Below are 22,781 nucleotides of genomic sequence, written 5' to 3' on the forward strand. Positions count from 1 at the left end.
TCAATGACATAACCCCCCGCCCCTTGCCAGCGCCGACCCTTTTGACGCACACATCGCCTGCACAGGGGAGACGCCGATGACCGGGCACACCGACGATCCATCCAGACCAGCCGGCAACGCCGTCGAAGTTCTCCTTGCCTTCCTCAAGCTCGGGCTCACCGCCTTCGGCGGGCCCATTGCCCATCTTGGGTATTTTCGTGACGAGTTCGTCACTCGCCGCCGCTGGCTTACCGAGGCGGCCTATGCCGATCTCGTCGCGCTCTGTCAGTTCCTTCCCGGTCCCGCCTCCAGCCAGGTCGGCTTCGGCCTGGGGCTGATGCGCGCCGGTCCCTTGGGTGCTCTCGCCGCCTTCCTGGCCTTCACCTTGCCTTCGGCCCTCCTCATGGTCGCCTTCGCATTCGGCGCCGCCATGATCGATGGCCCGATCGGCTCGGGCATCCTCACCGGGCTCAAGATCGTCGCCGTCGCCATCGTCGCCCAGGCCGTTTGGGGCATGGCGAAATCGCTCACGCCCGACCGCCAGCGCGCCACCATCGCCGTCCTCGCCGTCCTTCTGGTGGTCGCGCTCGGCGGCTCTGCCGGCCAGATCGCCGCCATCGTCTTCGGCGCCGTCGCAGGTTACACGGTCTGCCGCGATCTCCCCTTGCCCGAAGCCGGCCCGGTCGCCTTTCCGGTCAGCCGGCTGGCCGGGTTCATAGCGCTCGCGCTGTTCTTCGTCCTCCTTTTCGCCCTCCCGCTCCTTTCGGCCACCAGCCAGTCCCTCGCCGTGTTCGATGCCTTCTACCGCTCCGGCTCGCTGGTCTTCGGGGGCGGCCACGTTGTCCTGCCGCTGCTGCAAGCGGAAACCGTCGCGCCCGGCTGGGTCAGCGAGGATGCGTTCCTGGCCGGCTATGGCGCCGCCCAGGCCATGCCCGGCCCGCTCTTTACCTTCGCCGCCTATCTCGGCGCCGTCCTCGGCCCCGAACCGAACGGGGTTGCCGGCGCAGCCATCGCGCTCGCCGCCATCTTCCTTCCCGGCTTCCTGCTGCTGGTCGGCGTCCTGCCGTTCTGGAACCAACTCAGCGCCCGCCCCTGGGCCCGCGCCGCCATGGCCGGCACCAACGCCGCCGTGGTCGGCATCCTGGGCGCCGCACTCTATGATCCGGTCTTTACCTCGGCCATCACCAGCCCCGGCGCTTTCGCGCTGGCGCTGGTGTGCTTTGCATTGCTGATGGTGTGGAAAGCCCCGCCCTGGCTGGTCGTCATCGTCGCAGCCCTGGGCGGGATTTTGATCTAGCTCCCAATCAACCTGCGCAGCTTGCCCAACGCCGTCTCGGACCCTTCCTCATAAGCGATGGTGCCGAAGAAATCGCCGTTCTCGTCGAGCAGGAACACCGAGGCTGTGTGGTTGACGTTGTACCCGCCGCCCTCGAGCGGCTCGCGCTCGGCCATTACGCCCCAGGCATCAACCATCTTCTCGATGTCGGCCGGCTCACCCGTAAGACCCGTGATGCGGTCGGAAACCCAGCTCACATATTCGCCCAGCACCTCGGGGGTATCGCGTTCGGGATCGACGCTGACGAAATAGGCATCGACCTTGTCGGCATCCGCCCCCAGTTCGGCATACCAGTGCTGCATGTCGCCGAGCGTGGTCGGGCATACGTCGGGGCAATGGGTGAAGCCGAAGAACACCATGGACGGCTTGCCCACGAACACGCTGTCGTCCACCGCCTCGCCCTCATGGGTCACGAGCTGGTAGTCGCCGGCCCCGTACCGCCCCTGGGCACCGGCCAGCGCCTGGGTCACCGAGCCGCCCTGCTGCCCGGCTCCACCGGGCCCCGATGGCGAGGTGTACCAGATCCAGCCCGCGCCCACCGCCGCTACGGCAACCAGCGTCCACAAAACAGTGCGTATCGTCTTGAGCATGGTTCAGTGCCCCTCATGTCCGGAACTCATACCCGAGGCGCCGAACGCCTGGACCGCGAGTTCGATTTCAACGTCTCCGGCCCGCTCGAAGCTCAGCGTCACCGGCACGGTTTCCCCTTCTACGAAGGGCTGCGAGATATCCATGAACATCAGATGCAGTCCGCCCGGCTCCAGCGTCACCGTCTCGCCCGCGGGGATTTCCAGCCCATCGGGCAGTTGCGACATCTGCATCACGTCGTTAACCACCGCCATTTTGTGAATCTGCACGTCCGGCGAGAACGAGGATTGCGCATCGAGCAGCCGGTCGGCCTCGTCGCCAGTGTTGGTGATGGTGACATAGCCGCCGCCGACCGGCGCGTTGGGCAGCGTCGCGCGGGTAAATGCCCCGGAGATCGTGAGATCCCCCACGGTCACGCCGTCCTGCGCATGCGCATGAGCATCCGCCCCCCCTTCGCCCAGGCTCACCACCGGATCCCAGCCAAGGGCCACGTCGCCGCAATATTGCTCGACCGGGAAGACGATATCGACCTCGTGCGCGTCCTGGGCGAAGGTGCCGGTGAAGGCGAAGGTCTCCACGGCGTCATCGGCAACCGAACCGCCCGACCATTCGATATGGCCTTCGCCCGCGTCCAGCGTCCAGCCCTCCTTGGCTTCGGCCTGTGCATCGGCAAAGCCTTGGGGGATATTGACGCGCACCCTGTCGGTCGGCGCGCCGTCGCAGCCATGGGGCAGGATGAGCACGCCGCGGAAGCTTTCGCCCGGCGCCGAGGTGCCGTTCTGGAAGGTCATATGGGCGAAGGCCGGGGCCGCGAATACGGAAACGGTGGCTGCCGCCAGGGCAGCGCGGGAAAGAATGCTGATCATTTCGATCTCCAGCAAGAATGTGGTCTGAAAAGCTTTGCGAGTCAGACCAGTGCCGGCGGCGCTCGCGGATTGGCCGAAGAATAGGCCTGCTGGAGAACGACGAGATCGTCGGAAAGCTCGAATCCCGCCTCCCCGAGCGCCACATAGGCAGGCTCGGCCACGCAGGGCGCCGGCGGCAGATCGGCGATGCCGGCGCGGCACGCATGACAGGGTGCATGTCCCGCATCCCCGTCATCAGGCGCCGACCCGCAGAAGGAAAGATCGGCCACCGCCCATTGCGGCCCGTCATCGACCTGGGCCACGGCAACCGGCTGATGCGCGAACGAGAGGAACACCAGCGCCAACACCGCCAGCGCCTTTACGATTTCCCCGCCGATGTCGCGCACAAGGCCCATGCCCCGGCATCCTTCGGTTTCTGCGTCGCGAGCCTTTTACACCATTCCGCCCCCAGGCCAATGCGTCATCTTGCTTGCGCGGCCGCAGCCCTGACGTCAGCGCCGTGCTCCCGGCTGTGCGGCACCCTGTCGTCGCAGCCATTCTAGGATCGCCCGGTTGGTTTCTTCCGGCCGTTCCTGCTGAATCCAGTGACCGCAATCGAAGCTGATGACATCCACATTGGGCACGAATTGCTGCAGGTTTCCAGATTTCGCGACCGTATCCCGGTCGCCATAGATCATCAGCGTGGGCTGCTGGATGACCGGATCGGCGTCCGCCAGCAGATGCCAGTTGCGGTCAAGGTTCCGATACCAGTTTATGCTGCCGGTAAATCCCGAGGCTTCAAAGGCGGAAACCAAGACAGCCAGTTCACCGTCGCTCATCACTGGCTCTCCCGAGGGTGTTTCGGCCTTGGCGAGGTTGATCATCGTCATTCCCGGTGCCGGCTCCGCAGGCGGCACGTTCTTGCGGTAGAGATTGCGTAGGAACCGGAACGCGTTCGCGTCCAGGATGGCGTCCGCCACACCGGGATATCGGTTGAAATGAACGAAGTAGAAATCGTCGCCAAGGACCCGTTCCATGCTCTCGATCCATGGAACTGCGCCGCGCTCCTGGTATGGCAGGCTCAAATTGATTACCCTGCTGACCCGCCCTGGATGAAGCAGGGTCAGGCCCCAGACAACCATCGCGCCCCAATCGTGGCCGACAAAAATGGCATCGTCGTATCCATAGTGATCGAGGAGCGCGACAAGATCGCCCGACAAATGCTCGATGTCATAGTCCGTCACCTCGGTTGGACGGGACGATTTGCCATAACCGCGCTGGTTGGGGACGATGACGTGGTAGCCCGCCGAGGCAAGGGCGGGCACTTGGTAACGCCAGGAGAAGGCATGCTCGGGCCAACCATGGCAGAGCACGATGGGTTTTCCCCGGTTCTCCCGACCTGCCTCGAAGACTTCGAGGACCACCCCGTTGACCGGGACAAGGCTGGGTTTGGGAAAGTCGATCATATTGGGCATGGTTCGTTCTCCTTGCTGACAGGTGAGACCACTGCCTAGGGTCCAATGGTGACAAACTTTGACACCATTCCGTAGCAGCATCGCCCAATGACATCCCGCATTAGACAAGACGCCATCGTGCGCAGCCTGCGCCGTACGGGCACCGCGACAGTCGCTGACCTCGCCGAAGCGGTCGGCGCGTCGAGGCGCACCGTGTTGCGCGACATCGGTGCACTGCGCGATATGGGTTTTGTCATTCATTCCGAACCCGGGCGTGGCGGCGGGCTGCAACTCGATCCGCAATCGGTTCAGACCACGGCACGGCTCTCCGTCGCCGAGGTTTTCGCGCTCCTCATCAGCGTTGCATCCATGCGCGCTGCCGGAATCCTGCCCTTCTCGAGCCTAGCCGATGCCGGACTGTCCAAGGTCGAGCAGGCCCTGCCCCCGGACAAGCTGCGCGACCTGCGCCGGTTTCTCGATTGCCTCTATGTCGGGCCACTTTCGCCGCTGGTCGACATCTCGGATTTGGGCCCGATCGACCCGGCGCTGCTCCCGGCTTTCGAGACCGCCTTCCTTCAGCGGCGGCAATTGCGATTGCGGTATCGCGATGCAAAAGGGGCGGTGACCAACAGGATTGTCGAACCGCAAGCCATGCTGATCCTGCCGCCGCTTTGGTATCTTGTGGCCTGGGATCCGGCGCGCCAGGCTTTCCGACATTTTCGGATGGACCGGATCAGCAAGCCGGCAATAGACGAGGGTGCCACATTCCGGCGCCGCCACGTGCCGTTCGAAGATCACGTCCGCCCGGTTCGCGACCTGTCCCGCTGACCTTCCGGCCAGAGTGATCGAGCCCGCACGGCAAAATCGCGAGCTGCGGGGGTCCGATAAACCCGTAACCGTTTAGTCATACTTATGTACACGCGGGAAGCCTCCGAGCCCTGCACTCCCCCCTCCATCCCTTTCCACACCCTCCTCACACCAACTTTCCGCCTTTACATATAGTAATACTATATGCAATTGTTCCCTCCGCGAGCCGGAACGGAGGGAGGCTTCGGGACCGGCGCCAAAGGAGGAAAATCAATGAAATTCTTAAAGCAGCTCGCGCTGGGCGTGAGCACTGTCGCCATGATGGGCTCGGCGGCGATCGCCCAGGACGGCCTTTCCGGCATGACCATCGGCTTTTCGCAGATCGGCTCGGAATCGGGCTGGCGCGCCGCCGAAACCTCGGTCACACGTGCCGAAGCCGAGGAACGCGGCATCAATCTGCAGTTCTCCGATGCCCAGCAGCGCCAGGAAAACCAGATCCGCGCCATCCGCTCCTTCATCGCCCAGGGCGTCGATGCCATCCTGCTCGCACCGGTCGTCGCCACTGGCTGGGAAGAGGTTCTGACCGAGGCGCGCGATGCCGAAATCCCCGTCGTCCTCATGGACCGTGGCATCGACGCCCCCGATGACCTCTACCTCACCGCCGTCATGTCCGATCAGGTCCTCGAAGGCCGCGTGGCCGGCGAGTGGCTGGTCGAAACCGTGGGCGAGGAGGAATGCCGCGTGGTCGAACTCCAGGGCACCGTCGGCTCCTCCCCGGCCATCAACCGCAAGCAGGGTTTTGAGGAAGCCATCGCCAACTCCCCCAATATCGAGATCGTCCGCTCCCAAACCGGCGACTTCACCCGCGCGCTCGGCAAGCAGGTGATGGAAGGGTTCCTGCGCGCCGAAGGCGGCGGCCAGGATATCTGCGCCCTTTACGCGCACAATGACGATATGGCCGTGGGCGCCATCCAGGCCATCAAGGAAGCCGGCCTCCAACCGGGCGAGGATATTCTGGTGGTCTCCATCGACGCCGTGCCCGATATCTTCACCGCCATGGCCGCCGGCGAAGCCAACGCCACAGTGGAGCTGACCCCCAACATGGCCGGCCCGAGCTTCGATGCGCTGGAAGCCTATCTCGTCGACGGCGTCGAGCCCGAAAAGCTCATCATCACCGAATCCACGCTCTATACCCAGGAGGACGACCCCGAAGGCGAAGCCGAACGCCGCCGCGATCTGGGGTATTGATCAAAGGATAGCAACGCCTGCCCAAGGCCCCTCTCCCCTCAAGGGAGAGGGGTCGGGGGCTTCTCCGACTCTTGCAGCCCAAGGCTCTTGCCGAAACGCTGCCACAGACTACCCTTCTCCCCGGTGGGAGACGGTGGCCGCGAAGCGGTCGGATGAGAGGGCACTGAGATTGCGCCGAGCGCCTCACCCGCCGCAAATCGCAAATTGCTCGAACCGCGACGAAGATTGAAACAATGCCCGAACCCAGCCCCCTCCTCGCCGCCGCGCAAATCGACAAGTCTTTCCTCTCCCATAAGGTTCTCGACAATGTCGGCATCGAGCTCTACCCCGGCGAGGTCCACGCGCTGCTGGGCGAAAACGGCGCCGGCAAATCCACCCTCATCAAGATTCTCACCGGCGCCTACACCCACGATGCCGGCACCATCACCCTCGAGGGCCGCCCCATTCATCCGCGCGACACCCGCCACGCGCAGGAACTGGGCATCGGCACGGTCTATCAGGAGGTCAATCTCCTCCCCAATATGACCGTCGCCGAAAACCTCTATATCGGTCGCCAGCCCATGCGGATGGGCTTCGTCGACACCCGCAGGATGGAGCGCGACGCCCGCGACCTCCTTTCCCGCTACGATCTCGATGTCGACGTTGGCGCCCAGCTTGACACCTATTCGGTCGCCATCCAGCAGATCGTCGCCATCGCTCGCGCCGTCGACATTTCCGGCAAGGTGCTGATCCTGGACGAACCCACCGCGAGCCTCGACAGCCACGAGGTGGAAATCCTCTTTTCCATCATCCGCCAGCTCAAATCGCGCGGGCTGGCGGTCGTCTTCATCACCCACTTCCTCGATCAGGTCTATGAGATCTCCGACCGCGTCACCGTGCTGCGCAACGGCCGCCGCGTCGGCTCGCGCCCCATCGCCGGGCTCTCGCGCATGGATCTAGTCACCATGATGCTGGGCGAAGCGCTCGAGCACGAGGACGCCATGCGCATCGGCGCCACCCGCCAGCCCGGCGAGCTCTACGCCGCGTTTCGCAATTATTCCCTCGCCGGCAAGACCGCGCCTTTCGATCTCGACCTTCACAAGGGCGAAATCGTCGGTGTTGCCGGCCTCCTGGGTTCCGGCCGCACCGAAATGGCCCGGCTGCTGTTCGGCATCGACAAACCCGATACGGGCGAATTGACCGTCGCGGGCAAGCCCGCCCGCCTCAACGAGCCGCGCGACGCCATCGCGCTCGATTTCGCCTTCGCCCCGGAAGACCGAAAGCTCGACGGCATTGTGGGCGATCTCTCGGTGCGCGAGAACATCATGTTGGCGCTGCAGGCCCATCGCGGCTGGATGCGCCCCATGTCGGGCGCCGAGCAGGCCGAACTCGCCGACCGCTTCATCAAGGCCCTCGATATCCGCTGCACCGGCCCGGAACAGCCGGTCAAATTCCTCTCGGGCGGCAACCAGCAGAAGGTCGTCCTCGCCCGCTGGTTGGCCACCAATCCCAAGCTGCTGATCCTGGATGAACCCACGCGCGGCATCGATGTGGGCGCCCATGCCGAGATCATCCGCATGATCAACCGCCTGTGCGACGAGGGCATGAGCCTGTTCGTCATCTCCTCCGAGCTCGAAGAGATCACCGCCTATTCCTCCCGCGTCCTCGTCCTGCGCGACCGCGCCATCGCAGGCGAGTTGACGGGCGAAGCCATCAACACCACCGCCATCATGGAAATGATCGCCAGCGAGCCGGAGGCCGCGCAATGACCCGCTCGCTCATCAAGCCGCAATTCATCGCCCTCGCCGCGATCCTGCTGATCAACTGGATTCTCTTTCCCGGCTTTTTCAACCTTTTCATCCGCGACGGCCGCATCTACGGCTCGCTGATCGACGTCCTCAATCGCGGCGCCCCGGTCGCCATCCTCGCCATCGGCATGACGGCGGTGATCGCCACGCGCGGCGTCGATCTATCCGTGGGCGCGGTGATGGCCATTTCCGGCGCCGTCGCCGCCACCATGGTCCAGGGCGATGGCAACGCGCTGATCCTGGTGGTCCTCGCCGCGCTCGGGGTGGGCCTGCTCTGCGGCCTCTGGAACGGCGTCCTCGTTTCGGTCCTCGACCTGCAACCGATCATCGCCACCTTGATCCTCATGGTCGCCGGGCGTGGCATCGCCCAGACCATCACCGAGGGTTTCATCGTCACCTTCAACGATCCGGGGCTGATCTTTTTGGGCTCGGGCTCCATCCTGGGCCTGCCCACTCCCATCATCATCATGGTCGTACTCGCCGCCGTCACCACCGCCGTGATGCGCATGACTGCGCTGGGCCTGTTCATCGAATCGGTCGGCATCAACCGCTCGGCCTCCTCCTATGCGGGCCTGCGTGCCCGCTCACTGCTCGTCGGCGTCTATGCCTTCGCCGGCTTTTGCGCCGCCATTTCCGGTATCATCGCCGCTGCCGACATCCGTGGCGCCGATGCCAACAATGTGGGCCTCTGGCTCGAACTCGACGCCATCCTCGCCGTGGTGATCGGGGGCACATCGCTCATGGGCGGGCGGTTCTCGATCCCCATGTCGGTCGTCGGCGCGCTCATTATCCAGGCCATGAACACCGGCATCCTGGTTTCCGGCTTCCCGCCAGAATTCAATCTGCTGGTCAAGGCGGCGCTGATCATCGTCATCCTTATCGTCCAGTCGCCTCTCGCCAGCCGCATCTGGCATTTCGCCACCCGCTCCCGCGCCCCGCGCCCTGCGGCCAAGCCTTCGGAGGCCAGCCCAAGATGAACCCGCGCTACTGGCCGCTCGTCGCCACCATCACCATCTTCGTCCTCGCCTATGGGCTGGCGGTGATGCAGTTCCCGGCCCTGTTCTCCACCCGCGTCCTGGGCAACCTTCTGACCGACAACGCCTTCCTGGGCGTCGCGGCGGTTGGCATGACCTTCGTGATCCTTTCGGGCGGCATCGATCTTTCGGTGGGCTCGGTCATCGCCTTTTCCTCGGTGCTGATCGCCGTGCTGGTGACGCAAGCCGGCATCCATCCGCTGCCCGCCTTTGGGTTGACGCTGCTGGTCACCACCGCCTTCGGCGCCACCATGGGCGCCATGATCCACTATCTCGAAGTGCCGCCCTTCATCGTCACCTTGGCCGGCATGTTCCTGGCGCGCGGCGCGACGTTCCTGCTCACCCAGGATTCCATCTCGGTCGATCACGGATTCTACGATTGGATCCGCCAGCTCTATTACGTCATGCCCGGCGGCGGACGCCTCACCTTCAACGGCGTTCTGATGCTGGTCGTGTTCCTGGTCGGCACCATCGTCTGCCACCGCACCCGCTTCGGGTCCTATGTCTATGCGCTTGGCGGCAATCCGCAGTCCGCCGCCCTGCTCGGGGTCCCCGTCGCCCGCACCACCATCGGCATCTACGCTGTTTCGAGCTTCCTCGCCGGCGTTTCGGGGATCGTCTATTCCCTCTACACCTCCTCGGGCTACCCTCTGGCCGCCGTCGGGGTCGAGCTCGATACCATCGCCGCCGTGGTCATCGGCGGAACGCTGCTTTCGGGCGGTTTTGGCTTCATGCTCGGTTCGCTGGTCGGAGTGTTCATCCAGGGGATGATCCAGACCTATATCGTCTTCGACGGAACGCTCTCGAGCTGGTGGACCAAGATCGTCATCGGCGGCCTGCTGTTCGGCTTCATCGTCATGCAGCGCGTCATCGTCGCCGCATCCAAGCGCCGCTGGCGGCGGGGAAGCCCCGCCGCCGCCTGAGCCGCCCTCAGGCGCTGTTCAAATGCAGGATGTTGCCGTCCGGGTCCTTGAACCAGGCCATGCGGAAATTGTCGGTCTGGTGGATGCCATCGGCATAGTCGGCGCCCATCTCCGGGTAGTGCTCAAAGCGCACGCCCTTGCCGCGCAGATCGGCAACGATCGCTTCGATATCCTCGCCGCAATCCCACACCACCGCATTGGCCTTGTTGGTCCCCGCGAAGTCGGACGGATAGACCAGCAGATGGGTCGAGCCGGTCCTGTAGACCAGCACGCCGCCCATACCGTCCTCTTCGAGTTCGAGTCCCAGCGTGTCGCTGTAGAACGCCTTGGCCCGGTCGATATCGCTGACGGCGACCATGGCGGAGGAGGCCTTGTCCTTGAGTGTACTCATGATGGTTCTCCTTGTGCTTGACCCCACAAGGACGCACCGGCACCCCCAGTTCCGACACCGCACCAAAAAAAGGCGGGATACGCTCCCGCCTCTCTCCTGTTCTCAATATCTTCGCAGCGATCAGCGCGCGGCAGCAACCTGTTCAGTGGTCAGAACACCGAAATCATTGCCCCAATTGTTGCGGATGAAGGTGCCGATCTGGGCGATGTCGTCGTCGCTGAGCTGATTGCCGAAAGCCGGCATGTAGCCAAAACCGTGGACGATCGTGTTGGCGACGAATTCGGCATCGGCCAGTTCGCCATTGCCGGCGAGCACCGCGCCCGCGCCGCCCTGGCCAGCAGGGCCGTGGCACATGGCGCAGTTGGCGGCGTATTTCGGAGCGCCGAGATTGGCGACCTCGGTCACATCGGACTCTTCGGTCACGCCAGCAGCGGCAGCTTCGTCGCCAGCGGCCTCTTCGCCTTCGGCAGGCGCTTCGTTGCCGGTGTTGGGATCTTCCCATTCCTGCACGTTCTCGCCACCGCCGGTCGCCGTGGCGCCCGCATCGTTGCCCGTGGTCACGCCCAGCGAACCGCCCTCTTCACCATAGGTGAACATCAGGATCGAGCCGGGGTTGTGCAGCACCGAAGTGTTGAGCCCTTCGCCGAACTTCTGGGCCGCCGAACCGAAGGCGTCGGTCGCGATGAACACCGTGCGCCCGTCGGGCGAAACGATGACGTCACGATAACGGTTCTGGGTCGAAAGCCAGGCTTCGGGCAGCCCATCGGCTTCCTGGCCGTCTTCGGTCAGGTGCTGCACATAGAGCGTGCCGTGCTTCAAAGTCGGGATCAGGATCGAATTGTCCCATTCGGCAATGCCGTCTTCCCCGGCCTCATAATAGAGCACCGAGGAGGGCGCGACGGTGGGATCGCAGATATAGCCGCAGATCTGGCCGAACTCATACCCATCCTCGACTGTGAAATAGGTTGCGATCGGATCGACCATCTCGCCCTCGAAATCGCTTTCGGCGAATTGCGGCACATCGTCGGGCAGCGGATCGGTGTTGGTGTCCACGCCTTCGGGCGCCTCGCTCCAGTTGATATAGGTATAGGCCTGGTCGTCGATGAACCCGGCGACATTGGGCCAGCCATAATTGCCGCCCGGCTGGATGATGTTGAACTCGTCGTCCGACGCCGGGCCATGCTCGACTTCATAGAGCGTGCCGTCCGGCCCGAAGTTGATGCCCTGCGGGTTGCGGTGACCATAGCTATAGACATGGCTCTGGACGCCCTCGATCTCGGGATTGTCCTCGGGGATCGAACCGTCGAGTTCCATACGCAGGATCTTGCCCGAATAGGTGTGCCAATCCTGGGCTTCGACCTCTTCGGCGGTCGGCAGAACCTGAGCCATGTTCGGACGGCGCAGATTGCGGCCGAAATTGGCGCCCTGCTCACCGATCGAATAATAGAGCTTCATGTCAGGCCCGATCACGACGCGCCCGGCATTGTGGTCGTTCCAGGCCGGCAGACCCTCGATCACGATCTGCGGGTCGACGAGCTGCTGGAGAGTGTTATCCCAGGTATAGCGCACGATCTGCGCGGAAGGATCGGGTTCCTCGGCGGTGCCGTTGTTCACCGTATAGGACAGGTAGATATAATCGTTGCCGGTGTCCTGGAGCAGTTCGGGGTGCAGCGCCAGGCCGAGCAGGCCCTCGTGCTGCGGACCGGTGTAGACGTCCTCGATGGTGAGAAGAAGCTGCTGTGCGCCGGTCGTCGGATCGATCCGCGTCACTTCCCCGCTGGTGCGCTCGGTCACCCAGATCTGGTCATCGGGCCCCCAGCGCATTGCCCAGGGGTTTGACAAGGCAGTGGTCAAAACGCGAGAGGAGAAGAGGTCGTTCTGCCCCTGGGGAACCTCGACCGGCGTCACCTGCGCCGTTGCGAGACTCGTTGAGAGCATGAGAGCGGCCGCGAGGGCGCTCCCGGCAATGATCCGTGCAATCGAAGCCCGGCCCGCGTCTGATTTGTACCGCGCCGCCATGAGCAATCTCCTATCGAAAATGGATTTGGTCTGTGAGGAATCGCCGCTGCGGAGCAACGGCGTTTGCGTTGTAACGCCGCCGAACCGTTCGGTGTTCCTGAATCTTATAGACGCACTGTCAAACTAATGTGAAGCAATCTTATACCCCGCAGGCGTCCCGCACCGGCTCGATCGCTGCCTCGATTCCTTCCATCAGAAAGCTGATGGTCACCGACCGCTGGGCCTGGGGCGTGGCGCGCACATAGAGCCTTTCGGTCTGCAGCAATTGGTCGATCACCGCCCGCGCCGCGTCCGGCTCGTAGAACCCGATCGCCATGCGGTCGGGGCTCAATTGAAGCGATTGGCTGCGCGGCGGCTGGCGGTCGTACTGCAGCGTGATCGTCCCGCTCTGAGAGGTGGGCGTGCCCATGAACTGGCCGGCAAAGGCGAACTGAACCACCGGCGCATCGTCCTGGCAAAGGATCGTCAGCCGCGCCGGCGCCCGCCCGCGCGGCATGGCCGGGATAAGCTGTTCCGATTGCAGTGTGGCAAAGGGCAGCTCCGTCCCCTCGATCTGGGACACTTCCACCCCGCTCGCCCACATGCCCTGGGCGGGCGTATCCTCGGCCTCGTCCCCTCCCGTGAACTGATCGGACCGGAACAGGGAATCATAGCATGCCAGCCGTTCGGTGGCCGGCCCGATGGCCGCGCAGCGCTCGGGCGAAGGCTGGGCAATTGCCGCCATGGGCGCCACTGCTCCCGTCAGCGCCATCAAAGTTGCGACCAGCCGTCGTCCCGCCATACTCTCACGCTCCCACTTTTTGCATTGCCCACAATGTGATGGCCGGGGCGGCCCAAGTCCATACAGTTTCACGATGTTGTTTGCGTTCACCGTGGCAGCCGGCGTGCATTCCTCTGCCCCCGTTTCGCACTTAGATAAAAGCTTACGCTTGCCGTTAGGGTTCTGCTCGCCAGATCGGTTGTACTCCAATCAGGCGATCGCTCCGCGCCCCTCGGTTATCGGACCGGGACAAGGAATTGGATTCCGGCACAGCATGCAACTCGACTTCGTTACCCTGTACGTCATCATCCTGCTCAACTCGGCAAGCTTTGCCGTCGTTTGGCTGCTCTTCGCTTACAAACATCCTTCCATAAAGGCCGCCCGCTATTGGCTCGCCGGATTGCTGATGAGTTGCTGCAGCGGGCCATTACTCTTTCTGGGAGGTGCGGGCGGCCTGGCCAACATGGGCTTGGCCCTCGTCGCCGGCAGCTTTGCCATCATGTGGCAGGGACTCGAGGTCTTTTACGGCCGGCGCTTCAGCGCCGCCGTGGTCGGCGCAGTTCTTGCAACCACATGGGCCGCCTTGGCCGCATTCGGATACAGCCAGATCACGATCAACATCATCGCCGCGATCAGCCAAATCGTCCCGCTGGCGATGGCGGTCGCCACCCTCTGGCGTCATGGCAGGGGTTCGGCGGGAGCAAGCGTGGCTATCGCAGCCCCGGCGATCGCCATCCTCGGGCAAAGTGGGGAAGCGGTTTCCAATACGTTGCGCCTTTTCGGCCTGCTTTCGACGGACTCCTATTATGATTTCGCCGCTTGGTTTCTGGTTTGCGCCATCATCGGCGGCAGCATCTGGCATCTGGGCTTCCTTCTCATGGTGGTCGATCAGATGAGATCGAACCTCATCAAGCTCGCCACCAGCGACGATCTGACCGGCCTGCCCAACCGGCGCGGCCTGCGCGAAAAAATGTTGATCTGCGAGAAATCGGCGCGGCACACGAACACCGGCGCGGTGCTGATGATGATCGATCTGGACAAGTTCAAGTCGATCAACGACCGGTACGGCCATGCAGCAGGCGACGCCGCCCTGATCCATATCGCCAATCTCACCCGAGACCTTTTGCGCGCCGATGACATCCTTGCCCGGCTAGGAGGCGACGAGTTCTGCGCCCTGCTTCCCGATATCGACCGCAGCGAGGCGGTACGGATCGCCCAACGGTTCACAGACACCCTTGCCGCTACGCCTCTCAAGTGGAAAGGTCGGGACGTACCGGTATCGGCGAGCGTGGGCATCACCGAATGGCGCCCCGGTGGCCGGTTGAGCTTGCCGGAGAGTCTCGAGCGGGCCGATGAGCGCATGTTCGGCATCAAGCGCAGCAATCATGCCGCGCTGGCGCTGAGCGCCTAGAAGCGAGGACTTGTCGCGTGTCCGAACCGCAGAACCGTTCCCATTCCCGGCCAAGCCGAGGACATGCTTTTTGCTGGACACGCTTTAGCTACGCCTTCAGCACCATTGTGCCGGTTGCCTTGTCTTTAATTTAACGAAGTTGCTCCACGTTGCGTCGCGGGGGAGGCTCGCGGGGTTCGGCGGGCCAGCTTCGGTCGATATCGTCGTCCGAGGCCATCGGTCGAACTCTAATCTTCGTTCGGAGCCATACGGCTCATTTATAGAGTTTGACTATGCTCAAGATCGTCACCGGCAGCATCGGCCGCCGCATGTCGTTTTTGCTCGTAATGTTTGTCGTCGGCCTCGTCGCACTTGCGAGCTTCCAGCTTTCCAGCACCCACCGCAATCTGATCGAGCTTAAAAAGCAGGAGATCCAGAGCGTCGTCCAGGCGAGCGTTTCCATGCTCGATAGCTTCAACGCCCGTGTCCAATCCGGCGAATTGACGCTCGAGGAGGCCCAGACGCAGGCCAAGGCCGCTCTGACCGCGATCAACTATTCGGGCGATGACTACGTCTTCGCCGTGACCCACGACTACATCATGGTGGTCAACCAGAACCCCGACGTCGTGGACACCAACATGCGCGACCGCACCGATTCCAACGGCAAGCGGTTCATCGAGGAATATACCGACGGCGCCCGTCTCAACGGCTCGATCTTCACAACCTTCGGTTTCTCCGGCAACGGCGAGATCGGTGAAGTGGACAAGCTCACCTATGTGCAGAATTACGCGCCCTGGGAATGGGCCATCGGCACCGGCGTCCTCCAGACCGACATCGACGCGATTTACACCAACAACGTGATCACGAGCGGCGGCATCGCCATTGCGATCATCGCCTTCCTCTCGGTTGCCGGCTGGCTACTCTCGCGCAGCCTCACAAAGCCCATCAACGCGCTCAACGCCCAGATGGTCCAGATCGCCGACAACCAGTTCGACGTGGAAGTGACCGGCACCGGTCGTGCCGACGAACTGGGCACCATGGCCCGTGCCGTCGAGGTGTTCCGTGAGAACGGCAAGAAGGTCGCCGAGATGACCGAGGCCGAAGCCGCCCGCATCATCGCCGACCAGAAGGCCCGCACCGAAATGATGGCCGAGCTGCAGCAGGCTTTCGGCGATGTTGTCGATGCCGCCATCGCCGGCGATTTCTCCAAGCGCGTTCCGGCCAAGTTCCCCGATGCCGAGCTCAACGCGCTCGCCGGCTCGGTCAACACCCTGGTCGAGACCGTCGATGAGGGCCTTGACGAAACCAGCCAGGTTCTGGGCGCCCTCGCCAATACCGACCTAACCCGCCGCATGGAAGGGAACTATCAGGGCGCCTTCTCCAAGCTCAAATCCGACATCAACTCGGTGGCCGACAAGCTCGGCGAGATCGTCGGCCAACTCCGCGAGACCTCCAACGCCCTGAAACTGGCGACCAGCGAGATCCTCTCGGGCGCCAACGACCTCTCCGAGCGCACCATCAAGCAAGCGGCGACCATAGAGGAAACCTCGGCCGCCATGGAGCAGCTCGCCACCACCGTGGTCGACAACGCCAAGAAGGCCGGCAATGCCAGCGAGAAGGCTAACGCCGTCTCCCGTGCCGCCGAGGAAGGCGGCCAGGTGATGACCGACGCCAACCACGCCATGGAGCGCATCACCACCTCTTCGGCCAAGATCTCCAACATCATCGGGATGATCGACGACATCGCCTTCCAGACCAATCTTCTGGCGCTCAACGCTTCGGTCGAAGCGGCGCGCGCCGGTGAGGCGGGCAAGGGCTTTGCCGTGGTGGCCGTGGAAGTGCGGCGCCTCGCCCAGTCCTCGGCGGAAGCCTCCAGCGAGGTCAAGGCGCTGATCGACCAGAGCGCCATGGAGGTCAATGCCGGCACCAAGCTCGTGGCCGAAGCCGCCGGCAAGCTCTCGATAATGCTCGAAGCCATCCGCGCCACCAACGCACTCATGGACGGCATCGCCCGCGACAGCCAGGAACAGGCCGCCGCCATCGAGCAGGTCAATGTCGCGGTCCGGCAGATGGACGAGATGACCCAGCACAACGCGGCGCTGGTCGAAGAAATCAACGCCTCGATCGAGCAGACCGAACGCCAGGCGGTCGAACTCGACCGTGTGGTCGATGTCTTCACGCTCACCGAAACCCGCCGCCAGGGCGAATCCGAACCGGCTCCGGCCACCGGCGCCAAGAGCCTGCAACAGAACGTGCGCACCGCCGCCAAGACCTACCTCAGTCACGGCAACGCGGCCGTCAAGGACGACGACTGGTCCGAGTTCTGATCCAACCTTTAAAGGGCGCCTACGAGGCGCCCTTTTTCAATGGGCAGGCACCGACACGCAGACCAGCTCGGTATCGGCCTCCACCACCACCTCCCCCGGCGTATCCGCCGGCACGTGAAGCACCTCCCCCGCCCCGGCCGTCAACGTCTCCCCGCCCGAGTGGAGGGTGAGCGCGCCGCTCATCACCACCCATATTTCAGCGTAGGGGACGGGCAGATCGGCGGTTTCGTCCTTGCCGAGCCTTGCAAAATACGCGCTGAGGTCACCGCCGTCCTCCTCGGCGACCGCTTGGGCAATGGCAATGGCCTTGCCTGGAAACGACTGCCAATCAAGGCGATCGGCGGTGAATTTGCGCAGTTTGGACATTATTGCTCTCCCCGAGGGTCTTCGATCCAATAGCGTGGTCCGGAACCGCCCTGGAATGCGGCATCGTCGGGATTGAGCACCTTGCACGATTTGAGCGACAGGCAGCCGCAGCCGATGCAGGTGGAAAGCCCCTCCTTGAGGCGCTTGAGCTGGGCGATCTGCGCATCGATCCGGCACGTCCAGGGCTCGGACAGCCGCGACCAGTCGCGGCCGGTGGGAACGTGATCTGTCGGCAGCTTGTCGAGTTCGGCCTTTATCTCGTCGAGCGTCATGCCGAGCTTTTGCGCGAAGACAATGAAGGCCAGCCGCCGCAGGGTATGGCGCGGAAAGCGGCGGTTGCCGCTCCCGATGCGTTCGGCGGCGATCAGTCCGCGTTCCTCATAATAGCGCAGCGCCGAGGCCGCGACGCCGGAGCGCCGCGAAACCTGGGTGATGGTGAGAACGTCTTCGGGCATGCTCCCCTCTCCTTCAACCGGCCGGCGCGTTGTCGAGCCGTACGTTTCGCAGCCCTCCCAACGTTACGGCGATAAAGCCGAGATAGAGAACTATGGCATAGAGATAGACCGTACAGGTGGCGTCGGTGAAGGCATGCCGCGCTGCTTGGAGCAACGCCCGTCCCTCGGCGCCGGGCAGGGTTTGGGCCAGCGCCACGGCCCGACCCACGCTTTCGATTGCTTCCCGTGCGTCCGGCCCGACCGTCAGCGACGCCTGATAGACGATCACCGCCAGGCTCCCGCCCACCGCCAACCCCAGCGCATTGCCGAGGCTGCCCGCCACCTCCTGCGCGCCGCTTGCCGCACCCGTGCGATTAACGGGAGCGCTGGCGATGATGATTCCGGCGCTGAGCGCAAAGATCGGACCGCCGCCCACCGAGGTTATCGATTCCCCCAGCACCAGAACCACGCTCGCCACCTCGCGCGGCAGCGACATACCGACCAGAACGATGATGGCGCCGGCAAGAGCGAGCACCGCCCCGCCAGCAATGGCGGTCGCCGGCCGCATCCAGTCGAGCAGGCGCGGCGCCAGAACCGTCGACGCGACCTGCAGCGCTGCCGGTATGGTCAGCAGCACTCCCGCCTCCAGCGGAGAAAAGCCCAGCACCGATTGCAGGTATTGCGCGAACTGCATGTAGCAGGCGCCCAGCGCCATCAGGAACAGCAGCAGCATCGTCAACGCCGCCGCAAAGCCCGGATTGGCGAAAAGGCGCATGTCGAACATCGGTTCGGAAAGCTTCAGTTGCCGCCGCACGAATACCGCGCCGATCAACACCGCGGTCGCGATCATCAGCGCGTAGGACCAGGCAAAACCCGCCGCCGCCATTTCCTGCAATCCATAAACCAGAAGCGCGATGGCCGCGAGCGAGAGGCCTACACTCAAGAGATCTATGGGTCCGCCTTTGCCCGTTCCGATCGCGGGCAGAAGCGGCATCGCCGCCAGGACAAGGATGCTTACGGGCACGTTGGCCAGGAAGATGGCGCCCCAGGAGAAATGTTCGAGCAACACTCCGCCAATGGGCGGCCCGAATGCGGCGCCTCCCGAAAACGCGGCCATGAACACCGCCACTGCCGTCGCGAACTGCCGGTCGGTGGGGAAAGCATGGCGCAACAGCACCATGGTTGCCGGCGCAACGGTGACCGCGGCGATCCCGATCAGCCCGCGCGCCAGGATCAGGGTCTCTGCGTTGGGCGAAAACGCCGCCAGCAGCGAAAAACTGCCATAGGCGATCATGCCGATCGCCAAAAGCCGGCGCGGCCCGATCCGATCCGCCAGCGTGCCCGCCGTAAGGACGAGCGAGGCACTCAAGAGGTCGCCGATATGGAGCGTCCAGAGTTGCTGTGTCGCCGTGGGCGCCAGATCGGCGGCAATCGATGGCAGCGCCAGAAACAGCACCGACATGTCGATGGCGACCATGAAGATCGGCACGGTGAGGACAGCCAGCGCGAGCCAGGCGCGCGCGTCCGGCTCCTGCTGGGTGAGGGTTTCATTTGGTTCTGTAACGGACATAAGGCGCTCCGGTTTTTACCAAGGAGCAGCCTTATAAAAGTTCAAGTCCACTTGAGATCAAGCGGTTTCCAATCGCAGCACTACGCCGCCTCGGTATGGGCGCCGTCCCCGGCCTCAGCCTGCCGCAACGGCTTGAGGGCCGCCGCCCATTTATGAAGCTCCTCGAGCATGCCTGCGGCCCCTTCCTCCATCGGCTGGTTGGGACGGAACACCCCGTCCTCCCCGATGAACTCGGCAAAGTTCGGAATCGGCACCATCTGCGCCAGGGCGTGCACGTTGACGTTGCCCAGAAGCTGGCGCAGTGCCTGGGCCGACCGCAAGCCGGCCGAGATCCCGCCATAGCTCACGATCCCGGCCGGCTTGCGCCCCCATTCGGCCAGCAGCACCTGGATGGCGTTCACAAGGCTGGCGGGCGGGAAAAAATTATACTCAGGTGTGACGAAGACGAACGCATCGGCCTGCGAAACAATCGTGCTCCAGCGTTTGGTATGCTCATGCTGGTACTGCCCGAAAAACGGTATTGCCGCTTCGTCCAGCAGCGGCAGCCCGACCTCCGCCAGATCGACGAGTTCGACGTCGAATTGTTCCCGTTCCGAAGCGAACGCTTCCACCCAGCGCGCGATTGTCGGGCCGACGCGTCCGGGCCGCGTGCTGCCGATGATGATCTTGAGATTTACGGTCATTTGGTCCTTTCCGGCGCGAGCGAACACACCCGCGCAAACAGGCACGTTTTCATCTTTGCTCTCGCCATGAGTGCTTGTATCGGTTGGCAACTGTGGTATCGATTGGATACTGAACCCTAGGTACAGCATGTAATCGCCGACGCAAGACGGCACTTTTTCGATACCGAGGTATCCTTGGCGAAACCGATCCATCTCGACGGAGCACATCCCGACTGCCGCGCGGCACGGGACCTGCTCATCATCATTGGCAGCAAATGGGCCGTCCTGGTTGTGTCCATGCTGGCGATCCGCCCCATGCGCTTTTCCGAACTCAAGCGCGAGATCGGCGACATCACCCAGAAATCGCTCACCGCCGTACTGCGGGAGCTGGAAAAGGACGGCATCGTCGAGCGCACCGTCACCCCCATCATCCCGCCTCGCGTCGATTACGGCCTCACCGATCTGGGCAAATCCCTCCTCGGCCCGATCAACGCGCTGGCCGACTGGGCCGCCGAAAACCAGTCAGCCGTTGCCGAGGCAAGGGCCAGGTTCGAACAAGCCTGAGGGCCAAACCGACAGTCTCCTCATCAATAGCCTGCCGATGGAGTACGGGACTTGCTCCCGGAATCCAGCGGTAGCCCCGGCCAGAGCCACCAGCCTCAATGCAAACCCACGACTCACCGCAGCAATAGGTCGAGGATATCGTCGTGGATATCCCGCCACTCGTCCTCGCCGATGGGATGGAAATCGAAGCCACGCAAAAGGAACGCCCCCTCGGCGGCCAGGAGCGCCAGCCGCACCTTCCGTCCGCGCGGCGTGGACGTATCGAGCTGCCCCAGCAGCTTGCCGTAATATTCGTTGGCGCTGGCCCGGTATTGCGGCGAACGCATGAAATTGACGATCAGCGCGATGCTGCGCTCGGTCATGGTGTCGGCGGCGTCCCGGCTGGCCTCCACATGTCCGCTTATGCGGGCTTCGGGCGTGTCGCCCGAGCGCGCCACCACCGCCTCGGCGATCCTGTCGCCCGCCGCGAAGACGCGGCCGAACATGGCGTCGATCAGCGCGTCCTTGGTGGGAAACGCGTATAAGACCCCACCCTTGGAGACCCCCGCCTCGGCCGCCACCCCGTCGATGGTGAGCTGCCCCGCACCCTCCCGCATCACCACGCGTTCGGCCGCGTCCAGCAATGCGTCCCGGTCGATTGTCTGCTTTCTGCCCATTTCGCCTCTTTTCAATCCGTCTGGACGGTTTTATATATCCCGCAGTCCGACAATGCAAATCGCTACCGCTTAGAGGTTCTCATGTCTGCCCCCCGCAATCGATGGCTGGTTCTCCTTGCCGTGATGCTGGCCTTTATCCCGGTGGTCATCGATATGACCATCCTGCACATCGCCGTTCCCTCCCTCACCCTGGCGCTGGGCGCCACCGGCACGGAGATCCTGTGGATCATCGACATCTATCCGCTGGTGATGGCCGGTCTGCTCGTCCCCATGGGCACGCTGGCCGATCGCATCGGCCACCGCCGCATGCTGCTCACCGGCCTTGCCGTCTTCCTAGTCGCCTCCGCCACCGCCGCCTTCGCGCCCTCGGCTGCAGCGCTCATCGGCGCACGGGTCTTCCTGGCGATCGGCGCCGCGATGATCATGCCCAACATTCTCGCCATCATCCGCCAGAGTTTCGAGGATGAGAAGGAGCGCGGCATCGCCTTCGGGCTGTGGGGCACAGTCGGGGCCGCCGGCGCCGCCATCGGTCCGTTGACCGGCGGGTTCCTGCTCGAGCATTTCTGGTGGGGCTCGGTGTTCCTCGTCAACGTGCCGATCATGCTGCTGGTCTGGCCGCTTGCCTATTTCACGGTGCCGCGCACCGCGCCGCAAGGCCGGGGCCGCTGGAGCATCGGGCAGGTCCTTGTGCTGATCGCCGGCCTCATCGCCACGGTCTATGCCATCAAGTCCGGCTTCAAGCCGTCGGGTGATCTGCTCGTCACCTTCGCCAGCCTTGCCGCCGGTCTCGCCCTGCTCGGCTGGTTCGCCCGCCAGCAGATGCGCTCGCGCCAGCCGATGCTGGATCTGGGGCTCTTCGCCCGGCCAGCCATCACCATGGGCATCGTCATGGCCATCGTCGTTTCCGGCGCGCTGGCCGGTGTCGAGTTGACCATTGCCCAGGAGCTCCAGTTCGTGGTTGGCCATTCGCCGCTCCAAGCGGGCCTGTTCATGATGCCGCTGGTCGCCGCCACCGCCATCGGCGGTCCCATCGCCGGCTACATCACCGCCACCCTGGGCCTAAGGCCGGTGGCGTCCCTCTCGCTGCTCGTCGCCGGCGCAAGCCTTGCCGGTTTGGGGCTGAGCGATTTTCACAATCCCGGCTGGGAGGTGATCGCGCTCATGGCTGTGCTCGGCCTCGCACTCAGCATTGGGCTTACCGCCTCGTCCATCGCCATCATGAGCGGCGCCCCGGCCGAAAAGGCCGGTGCCGCCGGGGCGCTGGAAAGCACCGGCTATGAATTGGGCGCCGGGCTCGGCATCTCCATTTTTGGGGTCCTGCTCTCGTCGGTCTACGCCAATGCCATACGCATCCCCGCCGTCCTGGCCGGTCGTGTGGAGGCAGGCGCGGCCAATTCCATCGGCGAAACCATGATCGCCGCCGAACGCCTGGGCGCCGATGGCGAGTTGCTGATCCAGGCCGGCCGCGCCGCCTTCTCCGATGCCCATGGCATCGTGCTGCTCACCGCCGCCGCGATCATCGCCCTGCTCGCGGTCGTCGTCTTTCTCGCCCTACGCAACCATCGCGCCGCAAATGCCTCGGCTGCCGCTCACTGAGTGGCAGCGCCTTGGCAACGCCATGCAGGGCTCTTAAGTGTTAGC

The 22,781-nt window shown here is 63.9% G+C and carries 22 protein-coding genes; 10 read left to right on the top strand and 12 right to left on the bottom strand.

What is annotated here, in order from left to right; translation table 11 throughout:
- The first annotated feature begins 76 nt into the window (after positions 1 to 76).
- Entirely contained in the window at positions 77 to 1,276 is a 1,200-nt protein-coding gene (chrA, locus tag NO934_RS02735; protein ID WP_309162111.1) for a chromate efflux transporter, read from the top strand.
- Here chrA and NO934_RS02740 read toward each other — a convergent pair.
- The 4 genes from NO934_RS02740 to NO934_RS02755 all read right to left on the bottom strand — a co-directional run bounded on the left by NO934_RS02740 (position 1,273) and on the right by NO934_RS02755 (position 4,223).
- The gene (locus tag NO934_RS02740; protein WP_309162112.1) at positions 1,273 to 1,905 is read right to left on the bottom strand and encodes an SCO family protein; all 633 of its coding nucleotides are present in this window, start codon (positions 1,903 to 1,905) and stop codon (positions 1,273 to 1,275) included. The two genes, chrA and NO934_RS02740, sit on opposite strands and share 4 nt — an antisense overlap.
- Positions 1,906 to 1,908: 3 nt before the next feature.
- On the bottom strand, positions 1,909 to 2,769 hold the full coding sequence (locus NO934_RS02745) for a copper chaperone PCu(A)C (protein ID WP_309162113.1): 861 nt from the start codon (positions 2,767 to 2,769) through the stop codon (positions 1,909 to 1,911).
- A gap of 41 nt (positions 2,770 to 2,810) precedes the next feature.
- The gene (locus NO934_RS02750; protein ID WP_309162114.1) at positions 2,811 to 3,164 is read right to left on the bottom strand and encodes a hypothetical protein; all 354 of its coding nucleotides are present in this window, start codon (positions 3,162 to 3,164) and stop codon (positions 2,811 to 2,813) included.
- A gap of 96 nt (positions 3,165 to 3,260) precedes the next feature.
- On the bottom strand, positions 3,261 to 4,223 hold the full coding sequence (locus NO934_RS02755) for an alpha/beta hydrolase (protein ID WP_309162115.1): 963 nt from the start codon (positions 4,221 to 4,223) through the stop codon (positions 3,261 to 3,263).
- Between the two features lie 87 nt (positions 4,224 to 4,310).
- Here NO934_RS02755 and NO934_RS02760 point away from each other — a divergent pair, with 87 nt between their 5' ends.
- The 5 genes from NO934_RS02760 to yjfF all read left to right on the top strand — a co-directional run bounded on the left by NO934_RS02760 (position 4,311) and on the right by yjfF (position 10,001).
- Positions 4,311 to 5,030, top strand: coding sequence for a WYL domain-containing protein (locus NO934_RS02760; RefSeq protein ID WP_309162116.1), 720 nt, complete (start codon positions 4,311 to 4,313; stop codon positions 5,028 to 5,030).
- A gap of 252 nt (positions 5,031 to 5,282) precedes the next feature.
- Positions 5,283 to 6,257, top strand: a complete 975-nt coding sequence (gene ytfQ, locus NO934_RS02765) for a galactofuranose ABC transporter, galactofuranose-binding protein YtfQ (RefSeq protein WP_309162117.1) — start codon at positions 5,283 to 5,285, stop codon at positions 6,255 to 6,257.
- Positions 6,258 to 6,490: 233 nt separating this feature from the next.
- The gene (locus NO934_RS02770) at positions 6,491 to 8,005 is read left to right on the top strand and encodes a sugar ABC transporter ATP-binding protein (protein WP_309162118.1); all 1,515 of its coding nucleotides are present in this window, start codon (positions 6,491 to 6,493) and stop codon (positions 8,003 to 8,005) included.
- On the top strand, positions 8,002 to 9,021 hold the full coding sequence (locus NO934_RS02775; protein ID WP_309162119.1) for an ABC transporter permease: 1,020 nt from the start codon (positions 8,002 to 8,004) through the stop codon (positions 9,019 to 9,021). The genes NO934_RS02770 and NO934_RS02775 overlap by 4 nt, the downstream gene beginning before the upstream one ends.
- Positions 9,018 to 10,001, top strand: coding sequence for a galactofuranose ABC transporter, permease protein YjfF (gene yjfF, locus NO934_RS02780; RefSeq protein WP_309162120.1), 984 nt, complete (start codon positions 9,018 to 9,020; stop codon positions 9,999 to 10,001). The genes NO934_RS02775 and yjfF overlap by 4 nt, the downstream gene beginning before the upstream one ends.
- Before the next feature lie 7 nt (positions 10,002 to 10,008).
- Here yjfF and NO934_RS02785 read toward each other — a convergent pair whose 3' ends face one another.
- From NO934_RS02785 to NO934_RS02795, 3 genes are all read right to left on the bottom strand, one after another.
- Positions 10,009 to 10,392: a VOC family protein gene (locus tag NO934_RS02785; protein ID WP_309162121.1), complete on the bottom strand. Its 384-nt coding sequence runs from the start codon at positions 10,390 to 10,392 to the stop codon at positions 10,009 to 10,011.
- Between the two features lie 120 nt (positions 10,393 to 10,512).
- Positions 10,513 to 12,411 (bottom strand): glucose/sorbosone family PQQ-dependent dehydrogenase, encoded by a 1,899-nt coding sequence (locus NO934_RS02790; RefSeq protein WP_309162122.1) that lies wholly within the window; start codon positions 12,409 to 12,411, stop codon positions 10,513 to 10,515.
- Positions 12,412 to 12,550: 139 nt separating this feature from the next.
- Positions 12,551 to 13,192, bottom strand: a complete 642-nt coding sequence (locus NO934_RS02795) for a type VI secretion system-associated protein TagO (protein WP_309162124.1) — start codon at positions 13,190 to 13,192, stop codon at positions 12,551 to 12,553.
- Between the two features lie 253 nt (positions 13,193 to 13,445).
- On the opposite strand from NO934_RS02795, the gene NO934_RS02800 reads away from it, so the two are divergent.
- Together NO934_RS02800 and NO934_RS02805 are read left to right on the top strand one after the other, a co-directional pair.
- Positions 13,446 to 14,582, top strand: coding sequence for a GGDEF domain-containing protein (locus NO934_RS02800; RefSeq protein ID WP_309162126.1), 1,137 nt, complete (start codon positions 13,446 to 13,448; stop codon positions 14,580 to 14,582).
- 272 nt (positions 14,583 to 14,854) lie between these two features.
- On the top strand, positions 14,855 to 16,888 hold the full coding sequence (locus NO934_RS02805) for a methyl-accepting chemotaxis protein (RefSeq protein ID WP_309162128.1): 2,034 nt from the start codon (positions 14,855 to 14,857) through the stop codon (positions 16,886 to 16,888).
- A 36-nt stretch (positions 16,889 to 16,924) separates the two neighbouring features.
- On the opposite strand, the gene NO934_RS02810 is transcribed toward NO934_RS02805, so the two are convergent.
- The 4 genes from NO934_RS02810 to NO934_RS02825 all read right to left on the bottom strand — a co-directional run bounded on the left by NO934_RS02810 (position 16,925) and on the right by NO934_RS02825 (position 19,941).
- Positions 16,925 to 17,254 (bottom strand): cupin domain-containing protein, encoded by a 330-nt coding sequence (locus NO934_RS02810; RefSeq protein WP_309162130.1) that lies wholly within the window; start codon positions 17,252 to 17,254, stop codon positions 16,925 to 16,927.
- A complete protein-coding gene (gene soxR / locus NO934_RS02815; RefSeq protein WP_309162131.1) occupies positions 17,254 to 17,709 on the bottom strand; it encodes a redox-sensitive transcriptional activator SoxR in 456 nt (151 codons plus the stop codon). Before soxR ends, NO934_RS02810 begins: the two co-directional genes overlap by 1 nt.
- A gap of 13 nt (positions 17,710 to 17,722) precedes the next feature.
- Positions 17,723 to 19,258, bottom strand: a complete 1,536-nt coding sequence (locus tag NO934_RS02820) for an MFS transporter (protein WP_309162133.1) — start codon at positions 19,256 to 19,258, stop codon at positions 17,723 to 17,725.
- Positions 19,259 to 19,338: 80 nt separating this feature from the next.
- Positions 19,339 to 19,941: an NAD(P)H-dependent oxidoreductase gene (locus NO934_RS02825; protein WP_309162134.1), complete on the bottom strand. Its 603-nt coding sequence runs from the start codon at positions 19,939 to 19,941 to the stop codon at positions 19,339 to 19,341.
- A 174-nt stretch (positions 19,942 to 20,115) separates the two neighbouring features.
- Between NO934_RS02825 and NO934_RS02830 the strand changes: the two genes are divergently transcribed.
- Positions 20,116 to 20,484 (top strand): helix-turn-helix domain-containing protein, encoded by a 369-nt coding sequence (locus NO934_RS02830; RefSeq protein ID WP_309162135.1) that lies wholly within the window; start codon positions 20,116 to 20,118, stop codon positions 20,482 to 20,484.
- A 113-nt stretch (positions 20,485 to 20,597) separates the two neighbouring features.
- On the opposite strand, the gene NO934_RS02835 is transcribed toward NO934_RS02830, so the two are convergent.
- Entirely contained in the window at positions 20,598 to 21,140 is a 543-nt protein-coding gene (locus tag NO934_RS02835) for a TetR/AcrR family transcriptional regulator (RefSeq protein WP_309162136.1), read from the bottom strand.
- 36 nt (positions 21,141 to 21,176) lie between these two features.
- Here NO934_RS02835 and NO934_RS02840 point away from each other — a divergent pair, with 36 nt between their 5' ends.
- A complete protein-coding gene (locus tag NO934_RS02840) occupies positions 21,177 to 22,736 on the top strand; it encodes an MFS transporter (RefSeq protein ID WP_375143287.1) in 1,560 nt (519 codons plus the stop codon).
- Positions 22,737 to 22,781 lie beyond the last annotated feature (45 nt).

Source organism: Pelagibacterium sp. H642 (genome assembly GCF_031202855.1).
Taxonomy (GTDB): Bacteria; Pseudomonadota; Alphaproteobacteria; order Rhizobiales; family Devosiaceae; genus Pelagibacterium.

Excerpts from the sequence above, each read along its gene's own strand:
- chrA (WP_309162111.1), top strand. The coding sequence starts at position 77 with ATGACCGGGCACACCGACGATCCATCCAGACCAGCCGGCAACGCCGTC.
- NO934_RS02740 (WP_309162112.1), bottom strand. The coding sequence starts at position 1,905 with ATGCTCAAGACGATACGCACTGTTTTGTGGACGCTGGTTGCCGTAGCG.
- NO934_RS02745 (WP_309162113.1), bottom strand. The coding sequence starts at position 2,769 with ATGATCAGCATTCTTTCCCGCGCTGCCCTGGCGGCAGCCACCGTTTCC.
- NO934_RS02750 (WP_309162114.1), bottom strand. The coding sequence starts at position 3,164 with ATGGGCCTTGTGCGCGACATCGGCGGGGAAATCGTAAAGGCGCTGGCG.
- NO934_RS02755 (WP_309162115.1), bottom strand. The coding sequence starts at position 4,223 with ATGCCCAATATGATCGACTTTCCCAAACCCAGCCTTGTCCCGGTCAAC.
- NO934_RS02760 (WP_309162116.1), top strand. The coding sequence starts at position 4,311 with ATGACATCCCGCATTAGACAAGACGCCATCGTGCGCAGCCTGCGCCGT.
- ytfQ (WP_309162117.1), top strand. The coding sequence starts at position 5,283 with ATGAAATTCTTAAAGCAGCTCGCGCTGGGCGTGAGCACTGTCGCCATG.
- NO934_RS02770 (WP_309162118.1), top strand. The coding sequence starts at position 6,491 with ATGCCCGAACCCAGCCCCCTCCTCGCCGCCGCGCAAATCGACAAGTCT.
- NO934_RS02775 (WP_309162119.1), top strand. The coding sequence starts at position 8,002 with ATGACCCGCTCGCTCATCAAGCCGCAATTCATCGCCCTCGCCGCGATC.
- yjfF (WP_309162120.1), top strand. The coding sequence starts at position 9,018 with ATGAACCCGCGCTACTGGCCGCTCGTCGCCACCATCACCATCTTCGTC.
- NO934_RS02785 (WP_309162121.1), bottom strand. The coding sequence starts at position 10,392 with ATGAGTACACTCAAGGACAAGGCCTCCTCCGCCATGGTCGCCGTCAGC.
- NO934_RS02790 (WP_309162122.1), bottom strand. The coding sequence starts at position 12,411 with ATGGCGGCGCGGTACAAATCAGACGCGGGCCGGGCTTCGATTGCACGG.
- NO934_RS02795 (WP_309162124.1), bottom strand. The coding sequence starts at position 13,192 with ATGGCGGGACGACGGCTGGTCGCAACTTTGATGGCGCTGACGGGAGCA.
- NO934_RS02800 (WP_309162126.1), top strand. The coding sequence starts at position 13,446 with ATGCAACTCGACTTCGTTACCCTGTACGTCATCATCCTGCTCAACTCG.
- NO934_RS02805 (WP_309162128.1), top strand. The coding sequence starts at position 14,855 with ATGCTCAAGATCGTCACCGGCAGCATCGGCCGCCGCATGTCGTTTTTG.
- NO934_RS02810 (WP_309162130.1), bottom strand. The coding sequence starts at position 17,254 with ATGTCCAAACTGCGCAAATTCACCGCCGATCGCCTTGATTGGCAGTCG.
- soxR (WP_309162131.1), bottom strand. The coding sequence starts at position 17,709 with ATGCCCGAAGACGTTCTCACCATCACCCAGGTTTCGCGGCGCTCCGGC.
- NO934_RS02820 (WP_309162133.1), bottom strand. The coding sequence starts at position 19,258 with ATGTCCGTTACAGAACCAAATGAAACCCTCACCCAGCAGGAGCCGGAC.
- NO934_RS02825 (WP_309162134.1), bottom strand. The coding sequence starts at position 19,941 with ATGACCGTAAATCTCAAGATCATCATCGGCAGCACGCGGCCCGGACGC.
- NO934_RS02835 (WP_309162136.1), bottom strand. The coding sequence starts at position 21,140 with ATGGGCAGAAAGCAGACAATCGACCGGGACGCATTGCTGGACGCGGCC.